The organism is Desulfosporosinus burensis, assembly GCF_054657535.1.
Genome location: NZ_BAAHYN010000003.1, coordinates 197,931 through 222,008, shown reverse-complemented (window position 1 = coordinate 222,008; position 24,078 = coordinate 197,931). Strand labels below are relative to the sequence as shown.

Sequence of the window (24,078 nt, the reverse complement as noted above, 5' to 3'; positions counted from 1 at the left end):
CATCGAATAAAAGGAGGCGTCAAGAGTGGATTTTTCTTGGGCCGGAATTACACAATCTTTAAAGACATTTTGGAACAATTTTTCTAGCCCACAGAAAATAATAACAGTGCTTGCTCCTCTTTTGGTCGCTTCTGCGTTAATTGCCTTGATCACTTGGGCTGGCCGCCCGCAATATGTGGCGATCTTTACAAAGCTGGGTGATACAGAAGCGGGAGCAATAACGACAAAACTGAAAGATTTGAAGGCTGATTACCAGTTAGCGGATAATGGATCAACCATTATGGTTCCCCAGCAGCAAGCTGCTGAGATTCGGCTCCAACTTGCCAATGCAGGTCTTCCTCAACAAAGTAAATTTAGCTTTGATAATCTTAATACCCTACGTCTTGGGGAAACGGATTCCGACAAGAAATTACGTTATGTTCTCGGTTTGCAGAATGAACTAGAGAATACATTAAGGACATTGACTGGCGTGCAAGATGCTCGTGTTCATATCGTGATGCCTGAGCCGTCGCTTTTTATCGATAATCAAAAAGCTGCCACAGCAGCGGTGACTTTGAAACTTGCTCCTGGAACAAAATTTGGCGACGACCAGGTACGTGCGATTGCTAATCTTTTGGCAAGCTCAATAGAAGGACTGCAAACGGAGAATGTAACGATTGTAGATACCAGTGGAAATGTTTTATCAGATGTTTTAGGCAAGAGTGGCGACCCCAATCGTCTGACGGGTACCCAATATCAACTGAAGCAAACGGTCGAAGAGGATACTCGAAAATCTATCCAGAGTATGTTGGATATGGTGTTGGGTAAGGGCAAAACCGTTGTTCGAATTAGTGCTGCGTTGGACTTTGACCAAATCAAACGAACGATACAGACTAATGGACCGGGGGCCTTGTTGAGTGAGCAGAGTACCAATGAAAGTACGACCAATAGCAGTGGTGCAGCTGCTGGAGGGATACCGGGATTGACCCCCAATGGGGCACCGACGTATCCAGCAGGGGCTCAAGAAGTCAATTCGTCTTCGACCAAGACAAGTAGCACTAAGAATTTCCAAGTAGATACAACGCAAGAGGAACAGTTAGTAAGCCCTGGAGGTGTTAAACGTCTTTCCGTTTCGGTCATGGCGGATGCTGACACTGTAACCCAGGACCAACTGGATCAAATAAAAACAATTGTTGCTTCTGCAGCCGGGATTGATGCGACTCGTGGGGATCAAATCCAAGTCGCTGCAATCCCGTTTAATAAAACTGATTTACAGAAAGAAATTGCCAATATGGAAGATGCTGCTAAACGCCAACAGTTGATGATCTATGCCCAAATCGGAGCCGCCATTTTGTTAGGTCTCGTGGTTCTGTTCATGTTTCTGCGAACTCGTTCGAAGAAAGCACGCGCGGAAAAAATGTTGGGACTCAATGGTTCACAGCCAGTAACGCTCGCCACTGCGGAATTGATGATGGCTCAACAGTTGGTCGAGGAAGCGGAAGATCTGAAATTGGCTCAGTCGAAGACAAAGTCAGCGGAACAAATTCAAAAACAAAAGACCAAAGAGTCGGTAGAACTTTATTCGCGCAATAACCCTGACGAAGTCGCACGACTCGTGAAAACTTGGTTATCGGAGGAACGGTAGATGGCGCAAGTTTTAACAGGAATTCAAAAAGCTGCAATTCTTATGATCGCCTTGGGCTCAGAGAATTCCGCTCAGATTGTGAAACACCTTGGAGATGCGGAGATAGAACAGTTGACCTTAGAGATGGCAAATGTCGGTAAAATATCACCAGAACAACGGGATATTGTGGTGGAAGAATTTCATCAGATGTGTGTTGCCAATGACTATATTTCTAAGGGGGGTATCGAGTATGCTCGAGAAGTTTTGGAACGGGCTCTGGGGGAAACTCGAGCGTTCGACATCATTAGTCGCTTAGCTTCGTCCTTAAAAATGAGACCCTTTGACCTCGTTCGTCGGACGGATCCCAAACAGCTTTTTTCCTTTATTCAAGGAGAACATCCTCAGACGATTGCGCTGATCATGACGCACCTTCCAGTCGATAAAGCAGCCACATTACTTGCCAGTCTAGGGCAAGATCGACAGGCAGATGTGGCGAAACGCGTAGCGACGATGGGCCGAACTAGTCCGGAAGTGCTCAAAGAAATTGAAAAAGTTTTAGAACGTAAGATTTCTAGCTTAGCTCCCACCGATTATACCGCTTCAGGAGGGATCCAGAGCATTGTCGATGTCCTTAATCGAACAGATCCTGGGACGGTCAAAGTGGTTATGGATGCCTTGGAAATCGATGATCCAGATTTGGCGGAACAAATTAAGCGGCAGATGTTTGTCTTCGAAGACATCGTTGTGCTTGATGATCGTGGTATTCAATTAGTCTTACGCGAAGTAGAAACCAAAGATTTGGGACTTGCTCTCAAAGGGTCGAATCCCGAAGTTGCGCAAAGGATTCAAGCCAATATGTCCTCACGGGCTGCTCAGATGCTTAAAGATGACATGGAGTTTATGGGCCCAGTGCGGTTAAGAGATGTTGAAGAGGCACAACAGCGCATTGTGAAGGTGATTCGCAAACTTGAGGAAAGCGGTGCAGTCGTCATCTCCAGAGGAGGTAGTGATGAGATTATCTATTAACGGGCGGGTCGTCAAAAGTTATGATGTCGAGGTTTCTACTCCGCGGATGGTGGAAAATCAAGAAGGATTTCAGCAGTTGGGTAATATCTTAAGGGTGGTCAGTGTCAGTGAAGAGGATCAGCCCTCGACAAACCAAGACTATTTGGACTGGAGAGAGACCTCTTTTGAAGAAGAAGCTAAGGCAAAAGCGGCCATAATCTTAGCTGAGGCTCAAGCCAGTGCTGAACAAATTATGGTCCAAGCACAAGCGGAGTCGGAGCGTTTACGCCAAGAGGTCCTTAAGAGTGCGCAAGACGAACTTTACCCAGCGGCCAAAGCGGAAGGATATAAGGAAGGTCGGCTAGCAGGAGAAGCAGAAGGAAAGTTGGCAGGAGAAGCAGAGGGAAAGCGCTTGACCGAACAGGCAAACCAACTTTTTCAGTTAGCTCAGCGCGCGGTTCAAGAGGAATATTCTAAAGTTGATGAGCTTTTACTGCGCTTAGCGATAAAAATAGCTGAACGTATAGTGCGGGCAAGCTTAGCGGTTGAACCTCAGCGCTTACTGGCAATCATACAGGCTTTAACCTTGTTACCACAGGAACGCCAAGGCTGGCGGCTCCATGTATCTCCCCATGATGTAGGATGGCTGGAAGGGAATCAACTTCCTTGTCCTTGGGTGATCGATGAATCCTTAAAGCTCGGAGATTGTTTCTTAGACTGCCAGGAAGGGGTCTTTGATGCTCGACTTGAGGCACAATTAGACAAATTAGAACACACCTTACGAGAGGAGCTGGAGCATGGCGGCATGGAATCGATTGACCCAGACGGTAGAACAGACTGAACCAATCTCAGCTCAGGGGAGGGTTTCTAAGATTGTCGGTTTGATGGTTGAAGCTGCTGGTCCGCGCGCGAGTGTGGGAGAATATTGCCATATTATAACTCGAGAAGGACAGGCGCTTCCGGCTGAGGTCGTCGGTTTTCGGGATTCGACCACGTTGCTTATGCCTCTAGGAGAACTCGAAGGGATTGCTCCGGGAGACCGTGTGCTCCCACAGTGCCAAAAGCTTACTGTGGCTGTGGGAGCAGGACTGTTGGGGCGGATTCTTGATGGTCTTGGACATCCCATGGATGGACGCCCGCTTCTGACAGAAACAGAGTATCCTTTGCAGAGTAAACCCCCCAATGCTTTCTCGCGTCCTCGAATCCTTGAGCCTCTAAGTGTCGGAGTAAGAACTATTGATGGAATTCTTACGATTGGTCGTGGGCAACGGATGGGGATTTTTGCAGGATCTGGGGTGGGAAAGAGTACTTTGTTGGGGATGATGGCTAGGAATACAGTGGCAGATGTGAACGTCATTGCCTTGGTGGGGGAACGGGGGCGAGAACTGCGTGATTTTATCGAGAAGGACTTAGGCCCAGAGGGTTTAGCCCGTTCCGTGATCATTGTGGCGACATCCGACCAGCCTGCGCTGGTGCGTTTGAAAGCAGCGTTTACGGCTACTGCCATTGCTGAGTATTTTCGGGACCAAGGGAAGAATGTCCTCTTAATGATGGACTCAGTGACTCGTTTTGCCATGGCGCAACGGGAAGTTGGGCTTACGGTGGGTGAACCACCGGCGACTCGTGGATACCCCCCTTCCGTCTTTGCTCTCTTGCCAAAACTTTTGGAACGCTCGGGCATGGCGGAGATCGGAAGTATTACCGGAATTTACACGGTGTTAGTCGATGGTGATGATCATAATGAGCCGATTGCTGATGCTGTGCGCGGGATTCTCGACGGGCATATTGTCTTAACTCGAGAGCTGGCTATGCAAAATCAGTATCCGGCCATTGATATACTACAATCGGTCAGTCGAGTGATGAATGATATTATCAGTCCGGAACACATGGACTTATCTGGAAAAATTCGTCGCCATTTAGCAACTTATAAGGATGCCAAGGATTTGATTGATATCGGAGCCTACACTCCAGGAAGTAATCCTAAAATTGATGCTGCTATCGCACATATGGACCGAATTCAGGCGTTTATTTGCCAAAGTGTCAGCGATCAAGTTGGCTACGCAGAAATGTTACAGCAGATGAAAGCGGTCTTTTCATCAGAGTGAGACTTAGGTGGTAGGGCAAACTTTATTTAAACATTGATTATAGTTGAGTCTAGATTAAGGAGCAAAAACGATGCCAAGATTTCGGTTTCGCTTGGAAGCAAGTCTTCAACTCGCAGAACAGAATTTGGAAATCGCTCAAAAAGAGTTCGCGCACGAAGTGCAACTCTGGCAAGCTTGTGTCAGAGCCTGTGCGAGTCAGCAAGATCGTTATAAGGATGCTCAAGAGGGACAACGGGTTGCGGGTAAACACCGGCCAGCTGAGTTAGGGAGTTGGCAGATCTTTGCCTTAGAGCAACGGAAGAGGCTTATCGATCGTGAGAAGGAACGGATGCAGCAAGAAGCTGTCATGGAAAGTGCACGCCAAGTATTGCTAGAAGCGCATCGTGACACGGAGAAGTTCCAGCGACTGAAGGAAAAACAAGCTGCGGCCTTTCAGGTTGAAGAATTACAGAAGGAACAAAAGGGTTTGGATGAAACTGGGCAGGTGCTTCACTGGCATCGACAAAATTTGGCCAATCTTGCCACAAAATAAGCTACTTTTTTAAACACAAATCAACGTTTTGCGGAGGAGGAGTTTTATGATTTTTGTCACTCGCCTAAATGGTAAAACCTTTGCTTTAAATCCTGATCTTATTGAAATGATGGAAGAAACCCCGGACACGGTTATAACGTTAACGGGTGGAAATAAATACGTGGTGTCAGAGAAGATCGGGATTCTAATAGAGCGAATTGCAGAATTTCGTAGGCGCTGTCATCAGATTTGCAAAGTAGAGGAGTAATTGAACCTTATGAATCGAAAAACTCTTGTGATTATGATCCTTACCCTGTTTTTAGGGGTTGCGCTTGGCGCAGGGGGGACACTTGGAGCACAAAAATTCCTCTTCAAAACTCCAGAAATAAGTGCCAAGGCGGCAGAAACGACTAAAAAGACAGGACCGCTTATGCCAATCGGCGATTTTACAGTGAATTTGCAAGGTGGAAATTTTCTTAAAACGACCATTACCGTTCAAGTGACGGATGAGAAGGCCGTCGTTCATCTTAAGGAGAGCGATGCATTCTTGAAAGACAGAGTTAATACGGTCTTAGCGAACAAGTCTTTGATGAATGTGCAAACTTCAGATGCCCGTGAAGCGTTGAGAGCAGAGTTAATTAGTAGACTCAATGAAGTAGCGGACAACAAGATCACGGATGTATTATTTCTGTCGTTAGTCTACCAATAACGTAGTTCGATATTCGTGGTTCGCGGCTCGAATAATAGCAGTACTTTGTATTATGGAAGCATGTAGTTCATAGTTCGAACATTAGGTATGCGATTTGATGTTCGAACAACAAAATCGCATACGTAGTTCCACAGTCAGCCTTTAGTCGTTCGAACCACGAATATCGAATATCGAACCACGAATAGAAGGGGGGGATTTGATGGGAGACGTCTTGTCCCAAGCTGAAATTGATGCTCTGTTGAGTGCGCTGTCCGATGGGCAAGTTGACGTTGAGGAAATCCAGGTAAGTAAGAGTCAAAAACGAATTCGAGTGTACGATTTTAAACGTCCTAATAAGTTTTCTAAGGATCAAATTCACTCCCTCCAAAATATTCACGAGAATTTTTGTCGAGGACTAACCACTTATTTTTCTGGAAACTTACACTCTGTTGTGGAAAGCAGTGTCCTTTCGATTGAGCAAATCACGTATGATGAATTTATTCGTTCTCTGCCAAACCCTACTGTATTGGGCCTTTACTCTTTGAATCCACTGGAAGGGACGGTATTGATAGAGGTAAACCCTTCGCTTACCTTTGCTGTCGTGGATCGACTTCTGGGTGGGCAAGGAAAAGGAATGGAGAAGAACCGAGATTTAACGGAAATCGAAAAGACAATTATTGAAAACCGTTTGAATCACATGATCGCTATTTCTGAAGAGGCTTGGGCGGAAGTGTATGAACTAAAACCTCAATTTGTGGCAATGGAAACTAATCCTCAGTTTACTCAAATTGTGGCTCCTAACGAAATGGTCGTTCTTATCACTCTTGAAGTTAGAATCGGCGAAGCGGTAGGAATGATTAATCTATGTATGCCCTATTTGGTTCTTGAACCCATTTTAGATAAATTAAGTACGTTTTTCCTTTTTTCTACCAAAGCAAAGGTTACTTCTCCAGAACAAGTTCAAGCAATTCGGAAAAAGATTGAATGGGCCAAGGTAGATATGGTGGCATTTTTAGGACATTCAGAGATCCTCGTTCGGGATCTCTTAGATCTGACAGAGGGTGATGTTATTCCGTTGAACCAATCCGTTAATGATCCGTTGCCGATTTATGTGGGGGAGTTCATGAAATTTAAGTCCATTCCAGGGCTACATGGAGAACATTTAGCCGTTCAGATTTCAGAAATAATTGAGGAAGGAGGGGACCATGATGGCTAATGGAATGCTTTCCCAGGAAGAGATTGACGCCTTATTACGTGGTACCCTGGAACCGGAGTCAGAACCGGAACCAGAGACACCTCCAGTACAAGAATTTCTTGATGAACTACAAAAGGATACCCTGGGGGAAATTGCCAATATCTCGATGGGTACAGCTGCCACAACATTATCTCAGCTTTTAGGCAAAAAAGTGGACATTACCACGCCTAAAGTCGACGTTACGAACTCGGAACAGATTCGTGAGGATTACCCGATCCCTTCCGTGATTTGTGATGTTAAATATAAGGCAGGGATTGAGGGTTCAAACCTCCTGATTCTTTCTCAACAAGATGGCTCAGTAATTGTCGACCTAATGATGGGAGGAGACGGGAAAAATCCGTCCAAAGAACTTTCTGAGCTTCAAATCAGTGGGATTTCTGAGGCGATGAATCAGATGATGGGGTCGGCCGCCACTTCCATGTCCACCATGTTCAATGCCATGGTCGACATCACGCCTCCGAATATGGTGCTCAATGATTTCTCATCTGGGCGTGACATTCTTCAGGACTTCCTTACACCAAATGAGCCTCTTGTACGGATTTCTTTCCGAATGGTTGTTGAAGAGGTCATTGACAGTATTCTTATCCAGGTAATCCCGCTCAGTGTGGCAATAGGGATGGTCAACAAGCTAATGGATGCAATGAGTGAAGGTGCTAAACCAACTTCGGCTCCAGCTCCAACCTCAATCCCGTCATCGACATCGTACTCCTATCAAACTCCGCAATCGGCTCCACCACCGGCCTATGAAATGCCACCTTATTCTCAGGCCATAGACACCCCGACTTATGGAATGTCCCAATCTAATACTCAAGGAAGAGCACAGACACTCGTGCAACCGGCCCGGTTTACACCGCTTCAACCAGGCCAACCGATGACACAGCCAGATAATCTTAACTTGATTTTAGATGTACCGTTGCAAATTAGCGTAGAGTTGGGGCGAGCCAAAAAAACGATCAAGGAAATTTTAGAGATGGGTCCAGGCTCTGTTATTGAATTGGATCGCCTGGCGGGCGAATCGGTGGATATGATTGTTAATGGCAAGTTAATCGCTAAGTGTGAAGTGGTTGTCGTTAACGAAACATTTGGAATCCGAATTACTGACATTGTGCATCCCATGGAACGAATGAATTCGCTGAAATAGAGGAGGAAATCTGAGTGAGCGCTACTATAATGATTGTTGATGATGCCGCGTTTATGCGTATGATGTTGAAGGATATTTTGACGAAAAATGGTTTTACGGTAATTGGTGAAGCAGAAAATGGGGCCTTGGCGGTTGAAAAATATCGAGACTTGCAACCGAACTTGACGATCATGGATATTACAATGCCAGAAATGGATGGACTTCAAGCAGTCAAAGAGATTCGCAAACAGGATTCCAAGGCCCGTATTATCATGTGTAGTGCCATGGGCCAACAATCCATGGTTATTGAAGCGATTCAGTCTGGGGCCAAAGATTTTGTAGTGAAGCCTTTCCAAGCAGAACGTGTGGTTGAGGCTGTCACGAAGGCGTTGAAGTAATATGCCATTCAACGAAGACCTGCCGCTTCCTACAAGTGATGTTGCTCCGGTTGTTGCACAATCTGTTTTCTCATGGTGGGGGCTTATGGGTACGTTGCTGGTATTTCTCGTTATTTTACTGGTCTGTCTTTGGATAATCCGTCGACTTAATCGAGCCAACCTTCGAAGCCTGAATGCTCCGTGGGCAAGACTTATCGATCGACAAGTCTTGAACGGACAGCAAAGCCTATATCTCATAGAAATTGCTGGTCAATTACAAGTCCTTGGCGGATCGGATCATCATTTACAGAAAATCGCGGAGATCCATGACCCCAAGGTTGCTGCCGAAATTCTAGAGGAAATTGCGACTCGTCAGAATGATCGCGTGGAAGGCTTGGCCCAAAGCTTGCCAAAGCTATGGCGGAAGACCTCTGGAAGGAAGAAAGACTCTTTTGCTACAGAATTTGAGCGTATGCTTGAGGAGGTAGAAAAATAATGTCTTCTTCAAGCTCACTAATTAAGCGCTTAGGGCTGGGGCTGCCTTTTGGAATAGCCTTGGGATTTGGGATGATGACAAATCCCGAAACAGTTCAGGCAGCTGGTATCACGTTGGATCTGGGGAGCACAACGTCCCAACAAACAGGTACCTCTGTGCAGCTTTTGCTGTTGATGACCTTGTTGTCATTGGCGCCGGCTATTCTCATGATGATGACCTCCTTTACCCGGATTATTATCGTGCTGTCTTTTGTGCGAAATGCACTCGGAACTCAACAACTCCCCCCCAACCAGGTGCTTGTGGGGCTGGCCTTGTTTCTTACCTTCTTTATCATGATACCGACTTGGAATCAAATTAATACTAATGCGCTACAACCCTACATGAACCATCAGATCACCCAAACAGAGGCTCTAAATAATGCCGAGGAACCGCTTCGGATCTTCATGTTTAAACAGACTAGAGAAAAGGATCTGGAGCTTTTTGTAGGTTTATCTAAAATGGAGCGACCCAAAACTTACCGGGACGTGCCGACCTATGTCCTCATTCCAGCCTTTGTAATTAGTGAACTGAAGACAGCTTTTCAAATGGGATTCGCCATATTTATCCCCTTCATTGTCATTGATATGATTGTGGCAAGTACTCTGATGTCCATCGGAATGATGATGCTACCTCCTATGATGGTCTCACTGCCGTTCAAAATACTCTTATTTGTGTTAGTGGATGGATGGCATCTAGTGGTTGAGTCTTTAGTCACAAGTTTTAAATAGAGAGTACCAGTAGAGGAAAGGGGGCAGGATCAGTGACTCAGAATCAAGTACTCTATATGGCTAGAGAAGCTGTGGGAGCTGTGCTTCTTGTAGGAGGACCGGTACTCGGTGTGAGTTTGTTGGTTGGTTTGTTGGTCAGTATATTTCAGTCAATGACCCAGATTCAGGAACAAACGCTGACCTTTATTCCTAAAGTTATCGCGGTTGCAGTCGTCATGCTTGTCTTAGGCCCATGGATGCTCTCAGTGCTGACAGCCTACACATCCAATTTGTTAACTCAGTTGGCAACCTTCGGAGGCATGTGAGCGAGACGCGATGCACGATGCACGATGCACGATGCACGATATTCGAAACTTGAAAATCGAACCGGACTTCGAACCACGAACATCGAACCGCGAACATCGATTTGGGGGGGGGAGAAATTTGGGTTTGTCACAACTGCTCCAATGGAACCTCTCATTATTTTTGCTCATTTTATTTCGCTGGGCAGGCATGATTATGTTAGCCCCAGTCTTTGGTGCTCGGGGCGTTCCAGCCCTGGTGAAGCTGGGTTTTGCAGCTAGCCTTACCGTAATTGTCTATCCACTAATTCATGCGACGAACCCGCCTATTCCCAGTGAATTATTACTGTTTATTGCGGTCGTCATTAAGGAAGTCTTGGTGGGAGTGGTCATCGGCTTCGTGATTTACACGTTCACCGCTGTCCTTCAAGGGGCAGGGCAACTGATTGATTTTCAAATGGGTTTTACCATGGGGGCAGCCATTGACCCTGTATATGGAGTTCAAAGCCCTATGATGGGCAATTTTCAGATGGTTTTGGCTACGATGCTTTTATTGGCAACCAATGCTCATCATTATCTTATTGCAGCTATGGTCAAGAGTTATGCCTATATCCCCATTAACCCCACAAACGTACCCAGCGATTATCATTATTATGTTGAGCTTCTCGTGCATGTGTTTTCTTTAGCGATACAATTAGCAATGCCAGTCTTTGGAGCACTACTAGTGTCAGATGTTGGCGTCGGCCTCTTAGCGAGAACGGTGCCTCAACTCAACATTTTTGCTATTATCTTCCCGGTCAAGATTGCTTTCGGATTTATTATTCTATTCCTCTCAATTCCGTTTTGGGGGGAAGCCGTTGCCCAACTCTTTAAGACCAATATGTCTTGGATCTTAGAGCTTTATCAGGGGTGGAAGCAGTGAGTGAAAAAAAACATCCCGCTACGCCCAGGCGCAAAGAGGATGCGCGTAAAAAAGGTCAAGTTTTTAAAAGCCAAGAAGTCATATCAGCGCTCATGCTCTTAGGACTCGTGGCAGTGCTAAAATTTTGGATTCCAAGCATGATGGTTCGATTGGGGCACCTTTTTCCTTATGTCTTGGGCCTCTCGATGGAATGGACTGAAGGTTCGGTAGCTACCCTCATGCTAAACATTCTTTGGCAGGGTATCCAAATCTTGGCACCAATTCTGGCGACAGGGTTTCTAATCGCCTTAATCTCGAATTACATACAAGTGGGAGTTCTATTTACTTGGGAGTCGATGAAACCTCAGCTATCCCGTCTAAGTATGATCAGTGGTGCAAAACGGATGTTTGGAGTTAAAGCTTGGGTTGAATTGACAAAAACGTTAATGAAAGTCACTTTGATTGGATATTTCCTCTACGCTAGTATCCGAGATCGAGTGCATATTTACCCCGCGCTGCAGCAACTGAGTGTGGAACAGGGAGCAATTTTTCTAGGACAGGCTTTGATGGAACTTGCTTGGAATATTTCGATATCTTTCTTAGGCATAGCCGTTTTCGATTATTTCTATCAGCGCTGGGAATATGAAAAAAACTTAAAGATGTCTCACGAGGACTTAAAACAAGAGTATAAACAAACCGAAGGTAATCCTGAACTCAAAAGTGAGATAAAGAAACGACAGCGGGCCATGGCCATGAGCCGTATGATGCAGGATTTAAAAACAGCCGATGTTGTCGTCACTAATCCAACCCACATAGCAGTCGCCCTGCGCTATGACATTAAAGCAAATAAAGCTCCCTATGTCATCGCCAAAGGGCAAGATCATATCGCCCTGAGAATAAGGGAACTCGCGAAAGAATATGACCTTGTGATTATGGAAAACAAGCCGCTGGCCCGTGCCCTCTACGCTCAGGTAGACCTTGGGCAAGGAATCCCGGCGGATCTGTATAAGGCAGTCGCCGAAGTTTTGGCCTTTGTGTATCGCTTAAAGAAAAGGAAATCTATGCGGGCATAAACGTAAGTAAGGAACGCAAGTTAGAGACGGTTTCTAACTTGCATTATTCAGAATCATGCTCTGCCTTTGTAAAAAGCGTAGTATGCAAGCCAAGAACCGTCCCCAGACTTGTAAACTTGCACAAACTTGCAGAAGCGAATTTGTGTCAAAGACACAAACAGCTCTGAAGGCCTAGGTCCCAACTAACTGTAAGACTAATCCGTAGGCCTAATCCGTAACCTAACCCCGTCGACCCAAGCTAGAGGAAGTTTCTTAGCTTAGAGAGCACGATTAGTGGAATTGCGTCAATGAGCGCAGTCGATAAGGCGTTAAGAAACTCAACGGGACTTGTCCATGGATGGACTAATGTCGCGGTGCCAAGGATGGCAAGGAGCGACGCACTTTCAGAAAGCCCAGAGGTTTTGAGTTTTAGCCTGAGCGACAAGCGAATAGCGATGGATCACGATAGTCTCCAGTGGAGAGTATCGCCGAAGCCGCGATCCCAAAAGAAATACTTACCGGCGTAGGATGTGCGAACGTGCTAAGACACTTCCTCCCCTCTCCCAATTGTAATTAACGAAAGGAGACCAATCATGGCTTTATCTACGAAGCAGCGATTCCTAGCTAATACAGACATTATTGCGGCCATTGGAATGGTGGGCATAGTGGTCATGATGGTTGTTCCTTTGCCTTCGGGAATGTTAGATATCCTCATTACTTTAAACATTACTGCTTCGATATTAACCATGATGTTAGCGGTTTTTGCTAAAGACCCGTTAGAATTCTCGGCTCTTCCCTCGCTCCTTTTGGCCTTAACCTTGTTCCGGTTGTCTCTGAATATCTCGGCAACTCGTCTCATTCTTCTTGACGGCCATGCAGGCGAAATTATCCAACAATTTGGTGAATTCGTCATCCGTGGAAATGCTGTAGTCGGCTTTATTATATTTATTATTTTGGTACTGGTTCAATTCATTGTAATCACAAAAGGAGCAGAGCGAGTTTCGGAAGTCGCTGCGCGTTTTACGTTGGATGCTATGCCAGGGAAGCAGATGTCAATTGACGCTGACCTCAATGCAGGGATGATAAACGAACTACAGGCTCGCGATCGGCGTAAAGCGATTCAACAAGAAGCGGATTTCTATGGTGCAATGGACGGTTCAACCAAGTTTGTTAAAGGGGATGCCATTGCTGCAATTATCATTCTATTTATTAATATCATTGGGGGTTTTATCACTGGAGTTGTGATGCAGGATATGCCTTTGCTGGAAGCCCTGCATAAGTATACTTTGTTGACGATTGGAGATGGGCTTGTCTCTCAGATCCCTGCCCTCCTGATCAGTACCGCCACAGGTCTAGTGGTCACTCGGGCAGCTTCGGAAAACAACTTGGGTGAAGATTTGGTCAAACAGTTGTTTAGACAGCCGAAGGCTTTATTCATTACAGCTGGGGTTTTGAGTATGTTAGCATTCCTTGGTTTACCGAAATTCCCCCTGTTTATTGTGTCTGCTGCATTAATTGCCATGGGAGTAATGCTCCAACGAAATTCTAAGGTCTCAGTTGTTGAGGAAACGGCGGCCGCCAGGGAGTCGGAAATTGAAGAGAGTAAGAAACCGGAAAATGTCTTAAACTTATTAAATATCGATCATATGGAACTAGAATTGGGTTATGCGTTGATCGCTTTAGTGGATGTTCAGCAAGGGGGAGATTTACTGGATCGAATTGTTCTGATTCGTCGTCAAATTGCCAGCGAATTAGGATTTATTGTTCCGGTGATTCGGGTTCGAGATAATATGAATTTACAGCCTAACCAATACGTCATTAAAATTCGAGGAGCAGAATTAGCAACCGGTGAACTTTTGGCGGATCACTTTATGTCCATGAGCAATGGATTTGAGGATAACTCCATACCGGGGATCCCGACCAAAGAACCGGCCTTCGGACTTGATGCCCTATGGATTAATGCGATCTATAGGGAACAAGCAGAGCTTAACGGGTGGATGGTGGTAGATGCACCTACTGTCTTGGCGACCCATATCACGGAAGTGATTAAATCGCAAGCGTGGGAAATTCTGAGCCGCCAAGATGTTAAAACCCTTATAGATCATGCTAAGGAATTGGCGCCTACAGTTGTAGATGAATTGATTCCAGAATTATTAAGCCTAGGTCAAGTGCAGAAGGTTCTAGCGAACTTGCTTCGTGAGAGGGTCTCAATTCGAGACATGGTCACTATTTTGGAAACTCTGGCGGATCAGGCTCATGGTACCAAAGATTTAGATCGCTTGACTGAACACGTGAGGCAGGGTTTGGCTCGACAGATTTTACAGCCTTTGCTGGGAAAAGATAAGAACTTACCAGTAATGACTTTAGATCCCCAGATCGAACAGCAAATTCTGGACAGTATTCAACCATCCGATTATGGTACCTATTTAGCGCTTGATCCCAAGGTGTTACAAATCTTAATGCAAAATCTCACCAGAGAAGTAGAAAAGGTCATTCTTAAAGGGTTTACGCCAGTGATTGTTTGTGCTCCACTTGTGAGGATTAACCTAAAACGAGTGACAGAGCGTCAACTTCCACAACTCATGGTGCTTTCGTATAATGAATTAGTCCAAGGGGTACAAGTGCAAGCTGTAGGAATGGTGGGGATGGATCGTGCGAGTTAGGCGATTTGTAGGGGATAATGTAGCAGAGGCCATGGGGAAAGTGAAAAGGGAACTGGGATCTGAGGCAGTCATTTTGCAAACGCGTGAGATTCGCGAAGGCGGATTTCTAGGCTTATTTGGTAAGCTGAAAGTTGAAATTACTGCTGCTATTGAAGAAACACCCGTTAAAGAGCAGATATCAGTTCCTAAGGAAGGAAGTCTTCGGGAAGACGTAAAACGGCCTCAAGATAGGCAAGTGTCTGTCGTTAAAGACTCGTCTGAAGCCCTGCAAGAAGAAATGAAATCTATGCGACTATTGCTTGAGAAAATGAATAAGCAAATGGAGGGTGACGGTGAGGAAAAAAGTGATTGGCCACCTGTTCTGCAAAGATGGGCGGATCATTTATTGGACAGAGGGATAAGCGAAAACCTAGTCAGGCGCATCCTTAGTCATGTGCAGCAAACGTTGCCGCCCCATGAATGGGTGGACAATTCTCTAGTATATGCTCGGATTGAAGCTAATGTCCGACAAATATGTGGGCAAATTGGTCTTATCCAGCCAGGTATTGACAAGCCAAGGATTGTTGCCTTAATTGGACCAACGGGTGTCGGAAAAACGACGACTATCGGTAAACTTGCGGCTGGATTTAGTATTGTCGATAAACGAAAAGTGGCTATGATTACGGTGGATACCTACAGGGTCGCTGCTGTTGAACAGCTCAAAACCTTTGGTGAAATCATCGGTGTGCCCGTTGAAGTCGCAATGACCCCGTCTGGGCTTAGCGACGCTTTGCAGCTTCATGCGGATAAAGAACTCATTTTTATTGATACGGCTGGTCGAAGTCCTCATCATGATTTGCATATGTCAGAACTTCGCTCCTTTTTGGATAAGGCAAAACCAGATTTCACGATGCTGGTGATGAGTGCGAGTACGAAATTTGCGGATCAAGCACGAATCTATCAACGATTTGAAAACTTAACGACCCATCTCATTTTTACTAAGTTAGACGAGACAGGCAGTGCAGGCTCGATTCTCAATCTCTTAGGTCAGACCACACTCCCTACTGCCTATCTAACAAACGGGCAGAATGTACCAGATGATATTGAGGCAGCGACACCATACCGCTTGGCGCGCTACATCATTGGGGAGGAGATTCCTCATGCATGATCAAGCTAGTGTATTGCGCGATTTGGCCTCTCGCGAAAACCACAAACAGGCTAAAATGAGAGTGATTGCCGTGACTAGCGGTAAGGGGGGCGTGGGCAAAACCAGTTTTACGATTAACCTTGCGCTTGCTCTGACTGAATATGGACAACGAGTTATTATATTAGACGGAGATTTGGGGCTCGCCAATGTAGATATTGCCTTTGGACTTACAGCACGGTATACGATTGAACATTTATTGTCAGGGGAAAAAACCATTGAACAAATTCTTCTGACCGGTCCTCGGGGTATAGGGATAATACCAGGGGGGTCTGGAGTCCAGGGTCTTGCCAATCTAGAGCGAGATAGGCTGAAGAACGTCATCGCAAATCTGGGGAGATTAGAAAAGATGGCAGACGTATTAATTATTGATACGGGTGCCGGCCTTGGGCATACGGTGATTAACTTTTTGCAGGCTGCAGATGATATTATCATGGTGACAACACCGGAACCAACAGCACTAACTGATGCCTATGGATTGCTTAAATCGTTGAGGATAGAAGCGGGTGAAGTACCCATTCATATGGTAATCAACCGAGTCAGGTCTGAAGAGGATGCTCAGGCGACATTTAAACGGCTGGAAACGGCAGTGCAGAGATTCTTAAAAGGGTCGCTTAGTTTCTTAGGTTGGGTTTACGATGATACGCTCGTTGGACGCTCAGTGATGCTGCAGGAGCCTTTAGGAATCAGTTTTCCAGACAGTTCCGCGTATCGTTGCATCCAATGGATTGCGGGTAAGGTGGTAGGGATAAATCTTACTCAACAGCGTCAAGTTGGCGGTGTGCGAGGGTTTCTAAGTAAGTTGCTCCGCTCGTTTTAAATATTCGAACATCGAACCTCGAACCTCGAACTTCGATAAAGGGGGGGATAATTTGTCGTATAAGAACAAACTTCAGCTCGGACTGACCGTTGAACTTGTTGTATTAGAAGGAGAATATGAAGGAACCTATCGGACGCGTATTGAAGAAGTGGGAGAAAGAATCTTAGCTGTCGGTGCCCCTTATGAACACGGCGAGGTGGTCCCACTGCGCGAGGAGACGAAGATAAAACTAACATTTTGGGACGAATCAGCGGCTTACTCATTTAAAGGGAAAATCATGCAAAGAGTCGCAGTACCAGTTCCCATTTTTATTCTAGAATTACCAGATTCTATCGATAAAGTGCAACGCCGTAACTTTGTTCGAGTTCCTGCTGTTTTTCCTGTAACGTTTCGAATGGTGACGAGAGAAGGTCTTAGTGACATTCATAAAGCGATGATGTTAGACTTAAGTGGTGGAGGAATGCGCTTTTCAACGAAAGAACGTGTGGAAAATAAATCAATTCTTTACGCGCATTTAACCCTACCAAACGGAGAACTGCAGACTCCAGTTCGAGTTTGTAGGGCTGAATGGATGGAGAATACTCAACGATACCGCATTTCGGTCGAATTTCACGACCTCTCGGAACGAGAGCGCGATAAGATCATACGCTGTGTTTTTGATATTCAAAGGGCAATGCGTAAGAAAGGATTGGTATAAATGGAGATTACACAATTCCAACAAGATGCATTGCGAGAGATTGGAAATATTGGCTCAGGGCATGCAGCAACAGCTTTGTCTACGCTTTTACAACGCCGAATCGATATGTCTGTACCGAAAGTTTGGGCAGTAGCGTTTGAACAGGTTTCGGCTATTATTGGACAGCTTGATACACCTCAGGCGGTCATCTATGTAAAAGTAGAGGGGGAGGCCCCAGGAAAAGCTGTTTTTTTCTTTCCAGTTGAAAGCGCGGAAATAGTGGTTCAGGCCCTGTTTGGGATGACTGAGCCAGTGGACATATTTTTTGATGAGATGGCGCAATCAGCTTTGAAAGAAGTTGGAAATATCTTGGTGAGTTCCTTTCTGATTGCCTTAACTCAATTTTCAGGGATTCCCCTTCAACCTTCTGTACCGGCTTTAGCAGTCGACATGATTGGCGCGAGCTTAGATGCGATATTTCTTGAAGAGGGTGTACTTGAGGACACGGTGTTATTTATCGATACACAACTCACGGGAATACCAAAAATTGAAGGGCAATTCATCTTTTTGCCGGATGATGGTTCATTGAATAAATTGTTAGGGGCCATGGGAGTATGAATGGAGTTATCACAGTAGGAATGGCTGATCTTAAAACGGCAACTGCACCAGAAAGATTGCTCACAGCGGGCTTAGGTTCTTGCATTGGGATTTGCATACATGACCCGATTTTCAAAGTGGGTGGGTTAGCTCATATTATGCTTCCAACGGCAAATGGAAGTTTGGGAGGGAACCCGGCGAAGTATGCGGATACTGCGTTGGAATTATTACTTCGAGAAATTCTAGGTATGGGTGCCAATAAAACCCGCTTAAGGGCTAAAATAGCAGGTGGCGCACAGATGTTTTCGTTTCCCGGAAAACCTCAGGTTCTAAAAATCGGGGATCGCAATGCTGAAGCGGTAGAACAGGAACTAAAAAAGAATGGAATTCCGCTTTTGGTTGCCGATGTCGGGGGAAGTTTTGGACGTACAATTCATTTTGATGTTGGAACAGGAGAATTGCACATTAGAACGATTAATCATGGTGAAAAGGTGATTTAATGACCGACCAACTTAGCGAACTGTATCGAGTTTGGACAATGCGCCTTTCCCTCGTGACTACCCTCATTGTTGTCTTGCTGAGTTGGGGCAACGAAGTGAAAACTCTTCAATTGATAGTTCGGGCTGGGGTTGCCTTTGGAGTAATGTATTTCTTATTAGTCGGAACATTAAGCTTGTTTAATAGAACAGCCACACAGATGCCCCAGGACGAGCCAGTGGATTCGAAGGTGGGACCTGGGGGGGTTATTGATTTCGCAGTGGGTGATGATGAACCTCAAAATCTTCAGGTCCAAGAATCACGATTTCCAGGACAAGTTGACCAAAATTTAAGCTCCGGATTACCCGACAGTGAGCAGCAAGCAGAAATTGTGCGGCGAATGGGCTGGGAGTAATCGAGGTTCGATATTCGATATTCGATGTTCGAACTAAGACGTAGGGATTTTCGACGAAGAATTTTATCTGCATCTGAAGTTTGGTTGAACAATCCTAGGATTAAATTGGCATGTGAGATATTCAATGTACTCTTTTCGAACCTCGAACCTCGAACCTCGAATCTCGAACTACGAATATCGAACCACGAAAACGGAGGTGAGTAATACTTGATACCGAACGCTTATGAATCCGCTGCGCGCGGACCGTGGAAACAAGAACAGATTGAACAATATTTACCATTGGTCAAACGCATTGCAGGTCGGTTATCTATGTCTCTTCCACCTCATGTGGATGAGAATGATATGATTGGTTATGGTGTCTTTGGCTTGCTTGATGCTCTGGAACGGTTTGAGGCTGCACGAGGGTTTAAATTTGAAACCTATGCTTCGATTCGTATTCGTGGTGCTATGATCGACGGGCTACGAACTATGGATTGGGTTCCTCATTCTGCGAGACAGAAAGTGAAGCGGGTTCAGGACGGCTTTGCTGAGTTGGAATATCGCCTTGGGCGAGTGGCTACGGTGGAGGAAGTCGCGGATTTGCTCAAAGTAGATGTTACGGAAATTGAAAGTATTTTAGCTCAGGCTCAGATTTTAACACTGACTTCCTTCGATGAAACGCTGGTAGATAATGAGGGAGATTCTAGTGGTACGCCCTTAAATTTGCTCGTCGATCAGGAAGCACAGGAAGCGTATCAAGAAGTTGAGAAAGAGGAACAAAAGCAGATTCTTGCTGTTGCAGTAGAAAAATTACCGGATAAAGAAAAATTAGTGGTAGCGCTATATTATCAGGAAGAACTGACTCTAAAAGAAATTGCGGCAATTCTAAAGCTGTCGGAATCTAGGATTTCCCAACTTCATTCCCAAGCCATTTTACGGCTTAGAGGAAGGCTTAGCCGACAGAAAAAGAACTTATTTTGAAAATAATTGTCCTATAGCTAATGTTTTACTGGGACTTTGTCGATAAAGTAAATAGAAGTCTACGTAGGAGGTGACGGTGGATGTCTAGTGTCAATGTCCTTTCGGATTCCCTAAAGATTGGGGGAAAATTAGATAAAACTTCAAGCTTAACGGGAAAAAATGCGGCAGACAGTTTAGAAAACGCAACTGCGGACTTTGCAGCTATGCTCGGTGGTTTAACGACTATCAGCGCAGATCCGATCGGACAAAACCCTAAGATTGCTCAAGATTTGGAAGATGGACAGAACCCGGATAGTTTTGGACAGAATCTGGGGTACGTTCATTTTGCACTTGCATTTCTTTCGCAGCCAATTGTTTTGAGTGATCTTCCGGCAGGCAAGGAAGCCAATTCCGGAAACGGTGTGAATCAGGGAACTGGAGAGGGATTATCAGCGGCTGATAACCAAAGTTTAGGCGCGTTGAATAAGCTTTCTCTGGACATAAATGAGGTATTTTCGACGCAAGAAATGACGACACAACTACCTCAAAAGAATAACCCCGGGATTACGGAATTGGATAAATATAGACAGGTGATCGCAGATCTTTTAGTAGCACTCTCAGGACAAATTACAGACTCATCACCCGAACGTGCTTCATTGGTTTTAGAACGTGGACTAAGTGAACGTCAGGAAATAATTAAGCTCATGCAGGGGTGGCTGACGGTAACAGATGACCTTGTTAATAATGTTCAGGTAGCACGTGCTCAAATTATGAGTGAACAAAGTAGCAATGGACAAGCAGTAGGTAACTTAGAGGGGGATAAACCACTTCTTGGGGTGAATCTTGAGGCTGAAGTGGATGAAGCACAGTCCAAGATTATAAACAACATAAGCTCAGGCAAAGGGGTCGAGGATCTCAGGCAGGCTATCTCAAGGACAGTCCAAGGCTGGATGAAGGGCACGGATGAGGCTGCATTCTCTAGACAGATTACGGACTCATCGCCAGAAGGAGCTAGCATAGATTTAGATCGTGGAACCAAAATGGTAAACCCTATAGCTTCTGGTAGAGGGGTCGAGGATCTCAGGCAGCTTCTTGCCACGACCGTGCAAGACTGGCTACAGAGAACGGATGGGGTCGCTAAGAACGAACCTAATTCTAGTATACAAACTATTATCAAACCATTGCTGGATTTTTTATCTACGGAACAAGGCAATGGTGGTAAAGAACTAAACACGAAGGCTGCTTCGTTGCTTGTAGTACTAAATCAGATTTTAAGTCAAGTCCAAGAAAAAAGCGTTCCTCAGGGAGTCATCAAGGAAATGCTCGCAGCTAAAGGTGGAGGGATTGAAACCCTCTTTTCCCAGCCAAAGAGTAGCAGTCTTGTGGTGGAGACAGCTGTAACGGCTGGCAAAGGTCCATCTTTTGAATTTGATTCTAAGCAGAAATTAGCTCAAATAGATCTCCAACAAAGTAATCCCTTATTAAAAAATGTTCAAGGGGATACTGGCGAGGAGATGGCTAAAGGTGTTATAGCAGAATTCACTGAGCTCTCAGGGGTGAAGACTTCTCAAAATCAGAGCCAAAGCTTGGGAATTGGAGCTGTCGGAACTACCGTAATGGGAAACGTTCTTGACGGAAAAACAGTCGCAATTCCAGTCTGGGAACAGATCTCTAATGTATTACGAGAGCAACTTACCAACCGACACTCAGAGTTGAAGGAACTGGATATTAAATTACATCCAGCTGACTTGGGACGAATTCAGATTGGCTTGCGTTGGGAAAATGGGCAGGTTCATCTTCAGGTCTATGCCTCTGAAGCAGCCACTGGTCAGGTCCTTCAGAATCAACTCTCAGAACTGCGTCATACGCTTACGAGTCAGGGTGTGAACTGTGGTACGTTGCAAATGGGACAACATGGTGGAGATCAACAGCAGAATCGTCAAGGGAATGAATCACAAAGGACGTTAGATTTGAACACGAACCTAAGTGAGGATGAGGAAGCAATCCCTGGCATCAACCCCTTCTCCCCTGGCCCGGATGGAAATAATCGGCTTAATGTCACCGCTTAGGAGGAACTATTAAGGATGAGTAATACAATCAATGGCACGAACAACGCAACGAATGGAAATCAGTCTGTTTCAGCGGCTATCAATAAGTCAATCATGGGTAAGGATGATTTTCTAAAATTACTTACCACAGAATTAAGAAACCAAGATCCCTTACAACCGTTAGATAATAAGGATTTTATCTCTCAAATGGCCCAATTCAGTTCTTTGGAGCAAATGAACAATGTTTCTAAGTCCATGGAAGACTTGAGCAAAAGCATGTTCAACTTTGCGCAACAGGCTTCACTTACCCAAGGGGCGGCTATGATTGGTAAATGGGTCGGAGGTATTAATACTGATGGCGGGACACCTATGGAAGGGATCGTTGAAGCTGTGAAATGGCTCGACGGCGAACCAATGGTGCAGATTCGCAAAAGTGACGGAACCTTTGCGGATTTGGACATGAATTTGGTGACTTTGATTAGGGAGCAAACTCCAGTGAGTACCGATACAACTGATATACCAACAACTCCTTAATGTTGTCGTTGGATAATGATAGAAGACCACTTGGAAAGCTAGAAATCAGATTCTACAAAGAAAGAGGAGGATATGCGCCATGATGCGTTCACTATATTCGGCCATTTCAGGCCTGAAGAACCACCAAGTAAAAATGGATGTGATCGGGGATAACGTTGCTAATGTCAACACCTTAGGTTTTAAGCGGAGCAGAGCTAGTTTCTCTACGATGCTTAGTCAAACGATGAAGGGTGCTTCTTCACCTTCAGCGACTCAAGGGGGAACGAATGCCATTCAAGTGGGCTTAGGTGCGGTACTGGGTTCAGTCGACAAAATTATGACTCAAGGGAGTTCTCAATCGACGGGCAAGGACACAGACCTTATGTTACAAGGGCCAGGATTCTTCGTGATGGATAATGGTGGACAAATCGTTTATACTCGAGCAGGTGGCTTTGGCTTTGATAGGGATGGACAACTCGAAGATCCAGCGTCTGGGGCTCGGGTAATGGGTTATTCTTGGGGAGCCGATGACTCCACGAAGGTAAATTGGACAGGACCGGGGTATGGGGCCATTAAGTTTTCCCTAGGGGACTCTTTGCCTCAGGATAAAAATATGCCTATAAAGCCTGAAAAGATTCAGCTAAATGTGGAAAATGACACTGATTTACCAACTGGTGTCGTATACACTTTTGTTAACGCCGATACCCCGACAACTATGAAAGCACCACAATTTGTTGGGGCTGGAAACATGACAATTGATGGAATGACACGGGTGGAAAGCAGCCCAAAATCGGGTCAATTTACGTTCAAGCCCGAAACAGGAATTATAACCTTTTCCGAGGGGTATATACGTCCTACAGACGGATCTTCGGTAACCGCTCCGTATATTAGTTATGTTGCTGCCACTAATCCCGTGGTTGACCCCACTAATCCCTACAAGATTATAGTCGATCATATGCCATCTGCAGGAGCGAATATTTACACTACGGATACCTCAACGGATCCACCGACTTCGACTACCTATAGAATGGCCCCGAGTTTGGCTGAATTAAACGATGAGGAAGATTTTTATTGGGCGGAAAATACCAATGGTAAATATACGATTACCTTTTCTAACAAGTCAGGTTCGGTACCGTCACCGACACTTGATCTTCAAACAGTCGGCTATGATTTCCTAAATCTCCCTCGAACCTTAACCAGTTTTAGTATTGACCAAACAGGAATTATCACTGGTGTTTATAGTGATGGGAATACCTCTGCTACTCACAAAATCGCCCAAATTGCTATCGCTAAATTTTCAAATGATGCAGGCTTAAATAAACTGGGCGGGAACTTCTATACTACGACCAATAACTCGGGGGATCCTGACATCGGCGCTGCAGCTGAAGATGGACGTGCTTCAATTGTTCCAGGGGCGGTTGAGATGTCTAATGTGGATTTATCTCAAGAGTTTACGGACATGATCGTTACTCAACGGGGTTTCCAGGCTAATTCTCGAGTTATTACTGTTTCCGACTCGCTACTCCAAGAGCTTATTGATCTCAAACGTTAATAAGATAATACAGTAACTGATGCGAAATAAAAGT

The 24,078-nt window shown here is 45.3% G+C and carries 26 protein-coding genes; all 26 read left to right on the top strand.

Going from position 1 to position 24,078, the window contains the following annotated elements:
* Nucleotides 1-25: 25 nt before the first annotated feature.
* Nucleotides 26-1,624, top strand: coding sequence for a flagellar basal-body MS-ring/collar protein FliF (gene fliF / locus ACYQ3Q_RS06350; RefSeq protein ID WP_459927768.1), 1,599 nt, complete (start codon nt 26-28; stop codon nt 1,622-1,624).
* Complete coding sequence (gene fliG / locus ACYQ3Q_RS06345; protein WP_459927767.1) at nt 1,625-2,629, top strand: flagellar motor switch protein FliG; 1,005 nt, start codon at nt 1,625-1,627, stop codon at nt 2,627-2,629.
* Nucleotides 2,613-3,449, top strand: coding sequence for a FliH/SctL family protein (locus ACYQ3Q_RS06340; RefSeq protein WP_459927766.1), 837 nt, complete (start codon nt 2,613-2,615; stop codon nt 3,447-3,449). The genes fliG and ACYQ3Q_RS06340 overlap by 17 nt, the downstream gene beginning before the upstream one ends.
* Entirely contained in the window at nt 3,406-4,713 is a 1,308-nt protein-coding gene (gene fliI / locus ACYQ3Q_RS06335; protein WP_459927765.1) for a flagellar protein export ATPase FliI, read from the top strand. The genes ACYQ3Q_RS06340 and fliI overlap by 44 nt, the downstream gene beginning before the upstream one ends.
* Before the next feature lie 70 nt (nt 4,714-4,783).
* Nucleotides 4,784-5,245, top strand: a complete 462-nt coding sequence (locus ACYQ3Q_RS06330) for a flagellar export protein FliJ (protein WP_459927764.1) — start codon at nt 4,784-4,786, stop codon at nt 5,243-5,245.
* A gap of 46 nt (nt 5,246-5,291) precedes the next feature.
* Entirely contained in the window at nt 5,292-5,492 is a 201-nt protein-coding gene (locus ACYQ3Q_RS06325; RefSeq protein ID WP_459927763.1) for a flagellar FlbD family protein, read from the top strand.
* Nucleotides 5,493-5,501: 9 nt separating this feature from the next.
* The gene (locus ACYQ3Q_RS06320) at nt 5,502-5,933 is read left to right on the top strand and encodes a flagellar basal body-associated FliL family protein (protein ID WP_459927762.1); all 432 of its coding nucleotides are present in this window, start codon (nt 5,502-5,504) and stop codon (nt 5,931-5,933) included.
* Nucleotides 5,934-6,132: 199 nt separating this feature from the next.
* Nucleotides 6,133-7,128, top strand: coding sequence for a flagellar motor switch protein FliM (fliM, locus tag ACYQ3Q_RS06315; RefSeq protein WP_459927761.1), 996 nt, complete (start codon nt 6,133-6,135; stop codon nt 7,126-7,128).
* Nucleotides 7,121-8,308 (top strand): flagellar motor switch phosphatase FliY, encoded by a 1,188-nt coding sequence (fliY, locus tag ACYQ3Q_RS06310; protein WP_459927760.1) that lies wholly within the window; start codon nt 7,121-7,123, stop codon nt 8,306-8,308. Before fliM ends, fliY begins: the two co-directional genes overlap by 8 nt.
* A gap of 29 nt (nt 8,309-8,337) precedes the next feature.
* Entirely contained in the window at nt 8,338-8,685 is a 348-nt protein-coding gene (locus ACYQ3Q_RS06305) for a response regulator (protein WP_459927956.1), read from the top strand.
* Between the two features lies 1 nt (nt 8,686).
* Nucleotides 8,687-9,160: a flagellar biosynthetic protein FliO gene (locus ACYQ3Q_RS06300; protein ID WP_459927759.1), complete on the top strand. Its 474-nt coding sequence runs from the start codon at nt 8,687-8,689 to the stop codon at nt 9,158-9,160.
* Nucleotides 9,160-9,927 carry a flagellar type III secretion system pore protein FliP gene (fliP, locus tag ACYQ3Q_RS06295; protein ID WP_459927758.1) on the top strand — a complete coding sequence of 256 codons (768 nt, stop codon included), beginning with the start codon at nt 9,160-9,162 and terminating at the stop codon, nt 9,925-9,927. The genes ACYQ3Q_RS06300 and fliP overlap by 1 nt, the downstream gene beginning before the upstream one ends.
* Nucleotides 9,928-9,959: 32 nt before the next feature.
* Nucleotides 9,960-10,232: a flagellar biosynthesis protein FliQ gene (gene fliQ / locus ACYQ3Q_RS06290; protein ID WP_034140794.1), complete on the top strand. Its 273-nt coding sequence runs from the start codon at nt 9,960-9,962 to the stop codon at nt 10,230-10,232.
* Between the two features lie 118 nt (nt 10,233-10,350).
* The gene (fliR, locus tag ACYQ3Q_RS06285; protein ID WP_459927757.1) at nt 10,351-11,130 is read left to right on the top strand and encodes a flagellar biosynthetic protein FliR; all 780 of its coding nucleotides are present in this window, start codon (nt 10,351-10,353) and stop codon (nt 11,128-11,130) included.
* Nucleotides 11,127-12,182 (top strand): flagellar biosynthesis protein FlhB, encoded by a 1,056-nt coding sequence (gene flhB, locus ACYQ3Q_RS06280; RefSeq protein WP_459927756.1) that lies wholly within the window; start codon nt 11,127-11,129, stop codon nt 12,180-12,182. Before fliR ends, flhB begins: the two co-directional genes overlap by 4 nt.
* A 572-nt stretch (nt 12,183-12,754) precedes the next feature.
* Complete coding sequence (gene flhA / locus ACYQ3Q_RS06275; protein ID WP_459927755.1) at nt 12,755-14,824, top strand: flagellar biosynthesis protein FlhA; 2,070 nt, start codon at nt 12,755-12,757, stop codon at nt 14,822-14,824.
* Nucleotides 14,814-15,971: a flagellar biosynthesis GTPase FlhF gene (gene flhF, locus ACYQ3Q_RS06270; protein WP_459927754.1), complete on the top strand. Its 1,158-nt coding sequence runs from the start codon at nt 14,814-14,816 to the stop codon at nt 15,969-15,971. The genes flhA and flhF overlap by 11 nt, the downstream gene beginning before the upstream one ends.
* Nucleotides 15,964-16,827: a MinD/ParA family protein gene (locus ACYQ3Q_RS06265; protein ID WP_459927753.1), complete on the top strand. Its 864-nt coding sequence runs from the start codon at nt 15,964-15,966 to the stop codon at nt 16,825-16,827. The genes flhF and ACYQ3Q_RS06265 overlap by 8 nt, the downstream gene beginning before the upstream one ends.
* A gap of 52 nt (nt 16,828-16,879) precedes the next feature.
* Entirely contained in the window at nt 16,880-17,524 is a 645-nt protein-coding gene (locus ACYQ3Q_RS06260; protein WP_459927752.1) for a flagellar brake protein, read from the top strand.
* On the top strand, nt 17,525-18,121 hold the full coding sequence (locus ACYQ3Q_RS06255) for a chemotaxis protein CheC (RefSeq protein WP_459927751.1): 597 nt from the start codon (nt 17,525-17,527) through the stop codon (nt 18,119-18,121).
* On the top strand, nt 18,118-18,600 hold the full coding sequence (locus ACYQ3Q_RS06250; RefSeq protein ID WP_034140786.1) for a chemotaxis protein CheD: 483 nt from the start codon (nt 18,118-18,120) through the stop codon (nt 18,598-18,600). Before ACYQ3Q_RS06255 ends, ACYQ3Q_RS06250 begins: the two co-directional genes overlap by 4 nt.
* The gene (locus ACYQ3Q_RS06245; RefSeq protein WP_459927750.1) at nt 18,600-18,992 is read left to right on the top strand and encodes a hypothetical protein; all 393 of its coding nucleotides are present in this window, start codon (nt 18,600-18,602) and stop codon (nt 18,990-18,992) included. Before ACYQ3Q_RS06250 ends, ACYQ3Q_RS06245 begins: the two co-directional genes overlap by 1 nt.
* A 207-nt stretch (nt 18,993-19,199) precedes the next feature.
* Nucleotides 19,200-19,952, top strand: a complete 753-nt coding sequence (locus ACYQ3Q_RS06240) for a FliA/WhiG family RNA polymerase sigma factor (RefSeq protein WP_459927749.1) — start codon at nt 19,200-19,202, stop codon at nt 19,950-19,952.
* 80 nt (nt 19,953-20,032) lie between these two features.
* Nucleotides 20,033-22,000 carry a flagellar hook-length control protein FliK gene (locus ACYQ3Q_RS06235; protein ID WP_459927748.1) on the top strand — a complete coding sequence of 656 codons (1,968 nt, stop codon included), beginning with the start codon at nt 20,033-20,035 and terminating at the stop codon, nt 21,998-22,000.
* Nucleotides 22,001-22,015: 15 nt separating this feature from the next.
* The gene (locus ACYQ3Q_RS06230; protein WP_459927747.1) at nt 22,016-22,513 is read left to right on the top strand and encodes a flagellar hook capping FlgD N-terminal domain-containing protein; all 498 of its coding nucleotides are present in this window, start codon (nt 22,016-22,018) and stop codon (nt 22,511-22,513) included.
* A gap of 79 nt (nt 22,514-22,592) precedes the next feature.
* Nucleotides 22,593-24,044 (top strand): flagellar hook protein FlgE, encoded by a 1,452-nt coding sequence (locus tag ACYQ3Q_RS06225; RefSeq protein WP_459927746.1) that lies wholly within the window; start codon nt 22,593-22,595, stop codon nt 24,042-24,044.
* Nucleotides 24,045-24,078 lie beyond the last annotated feature (34 nt).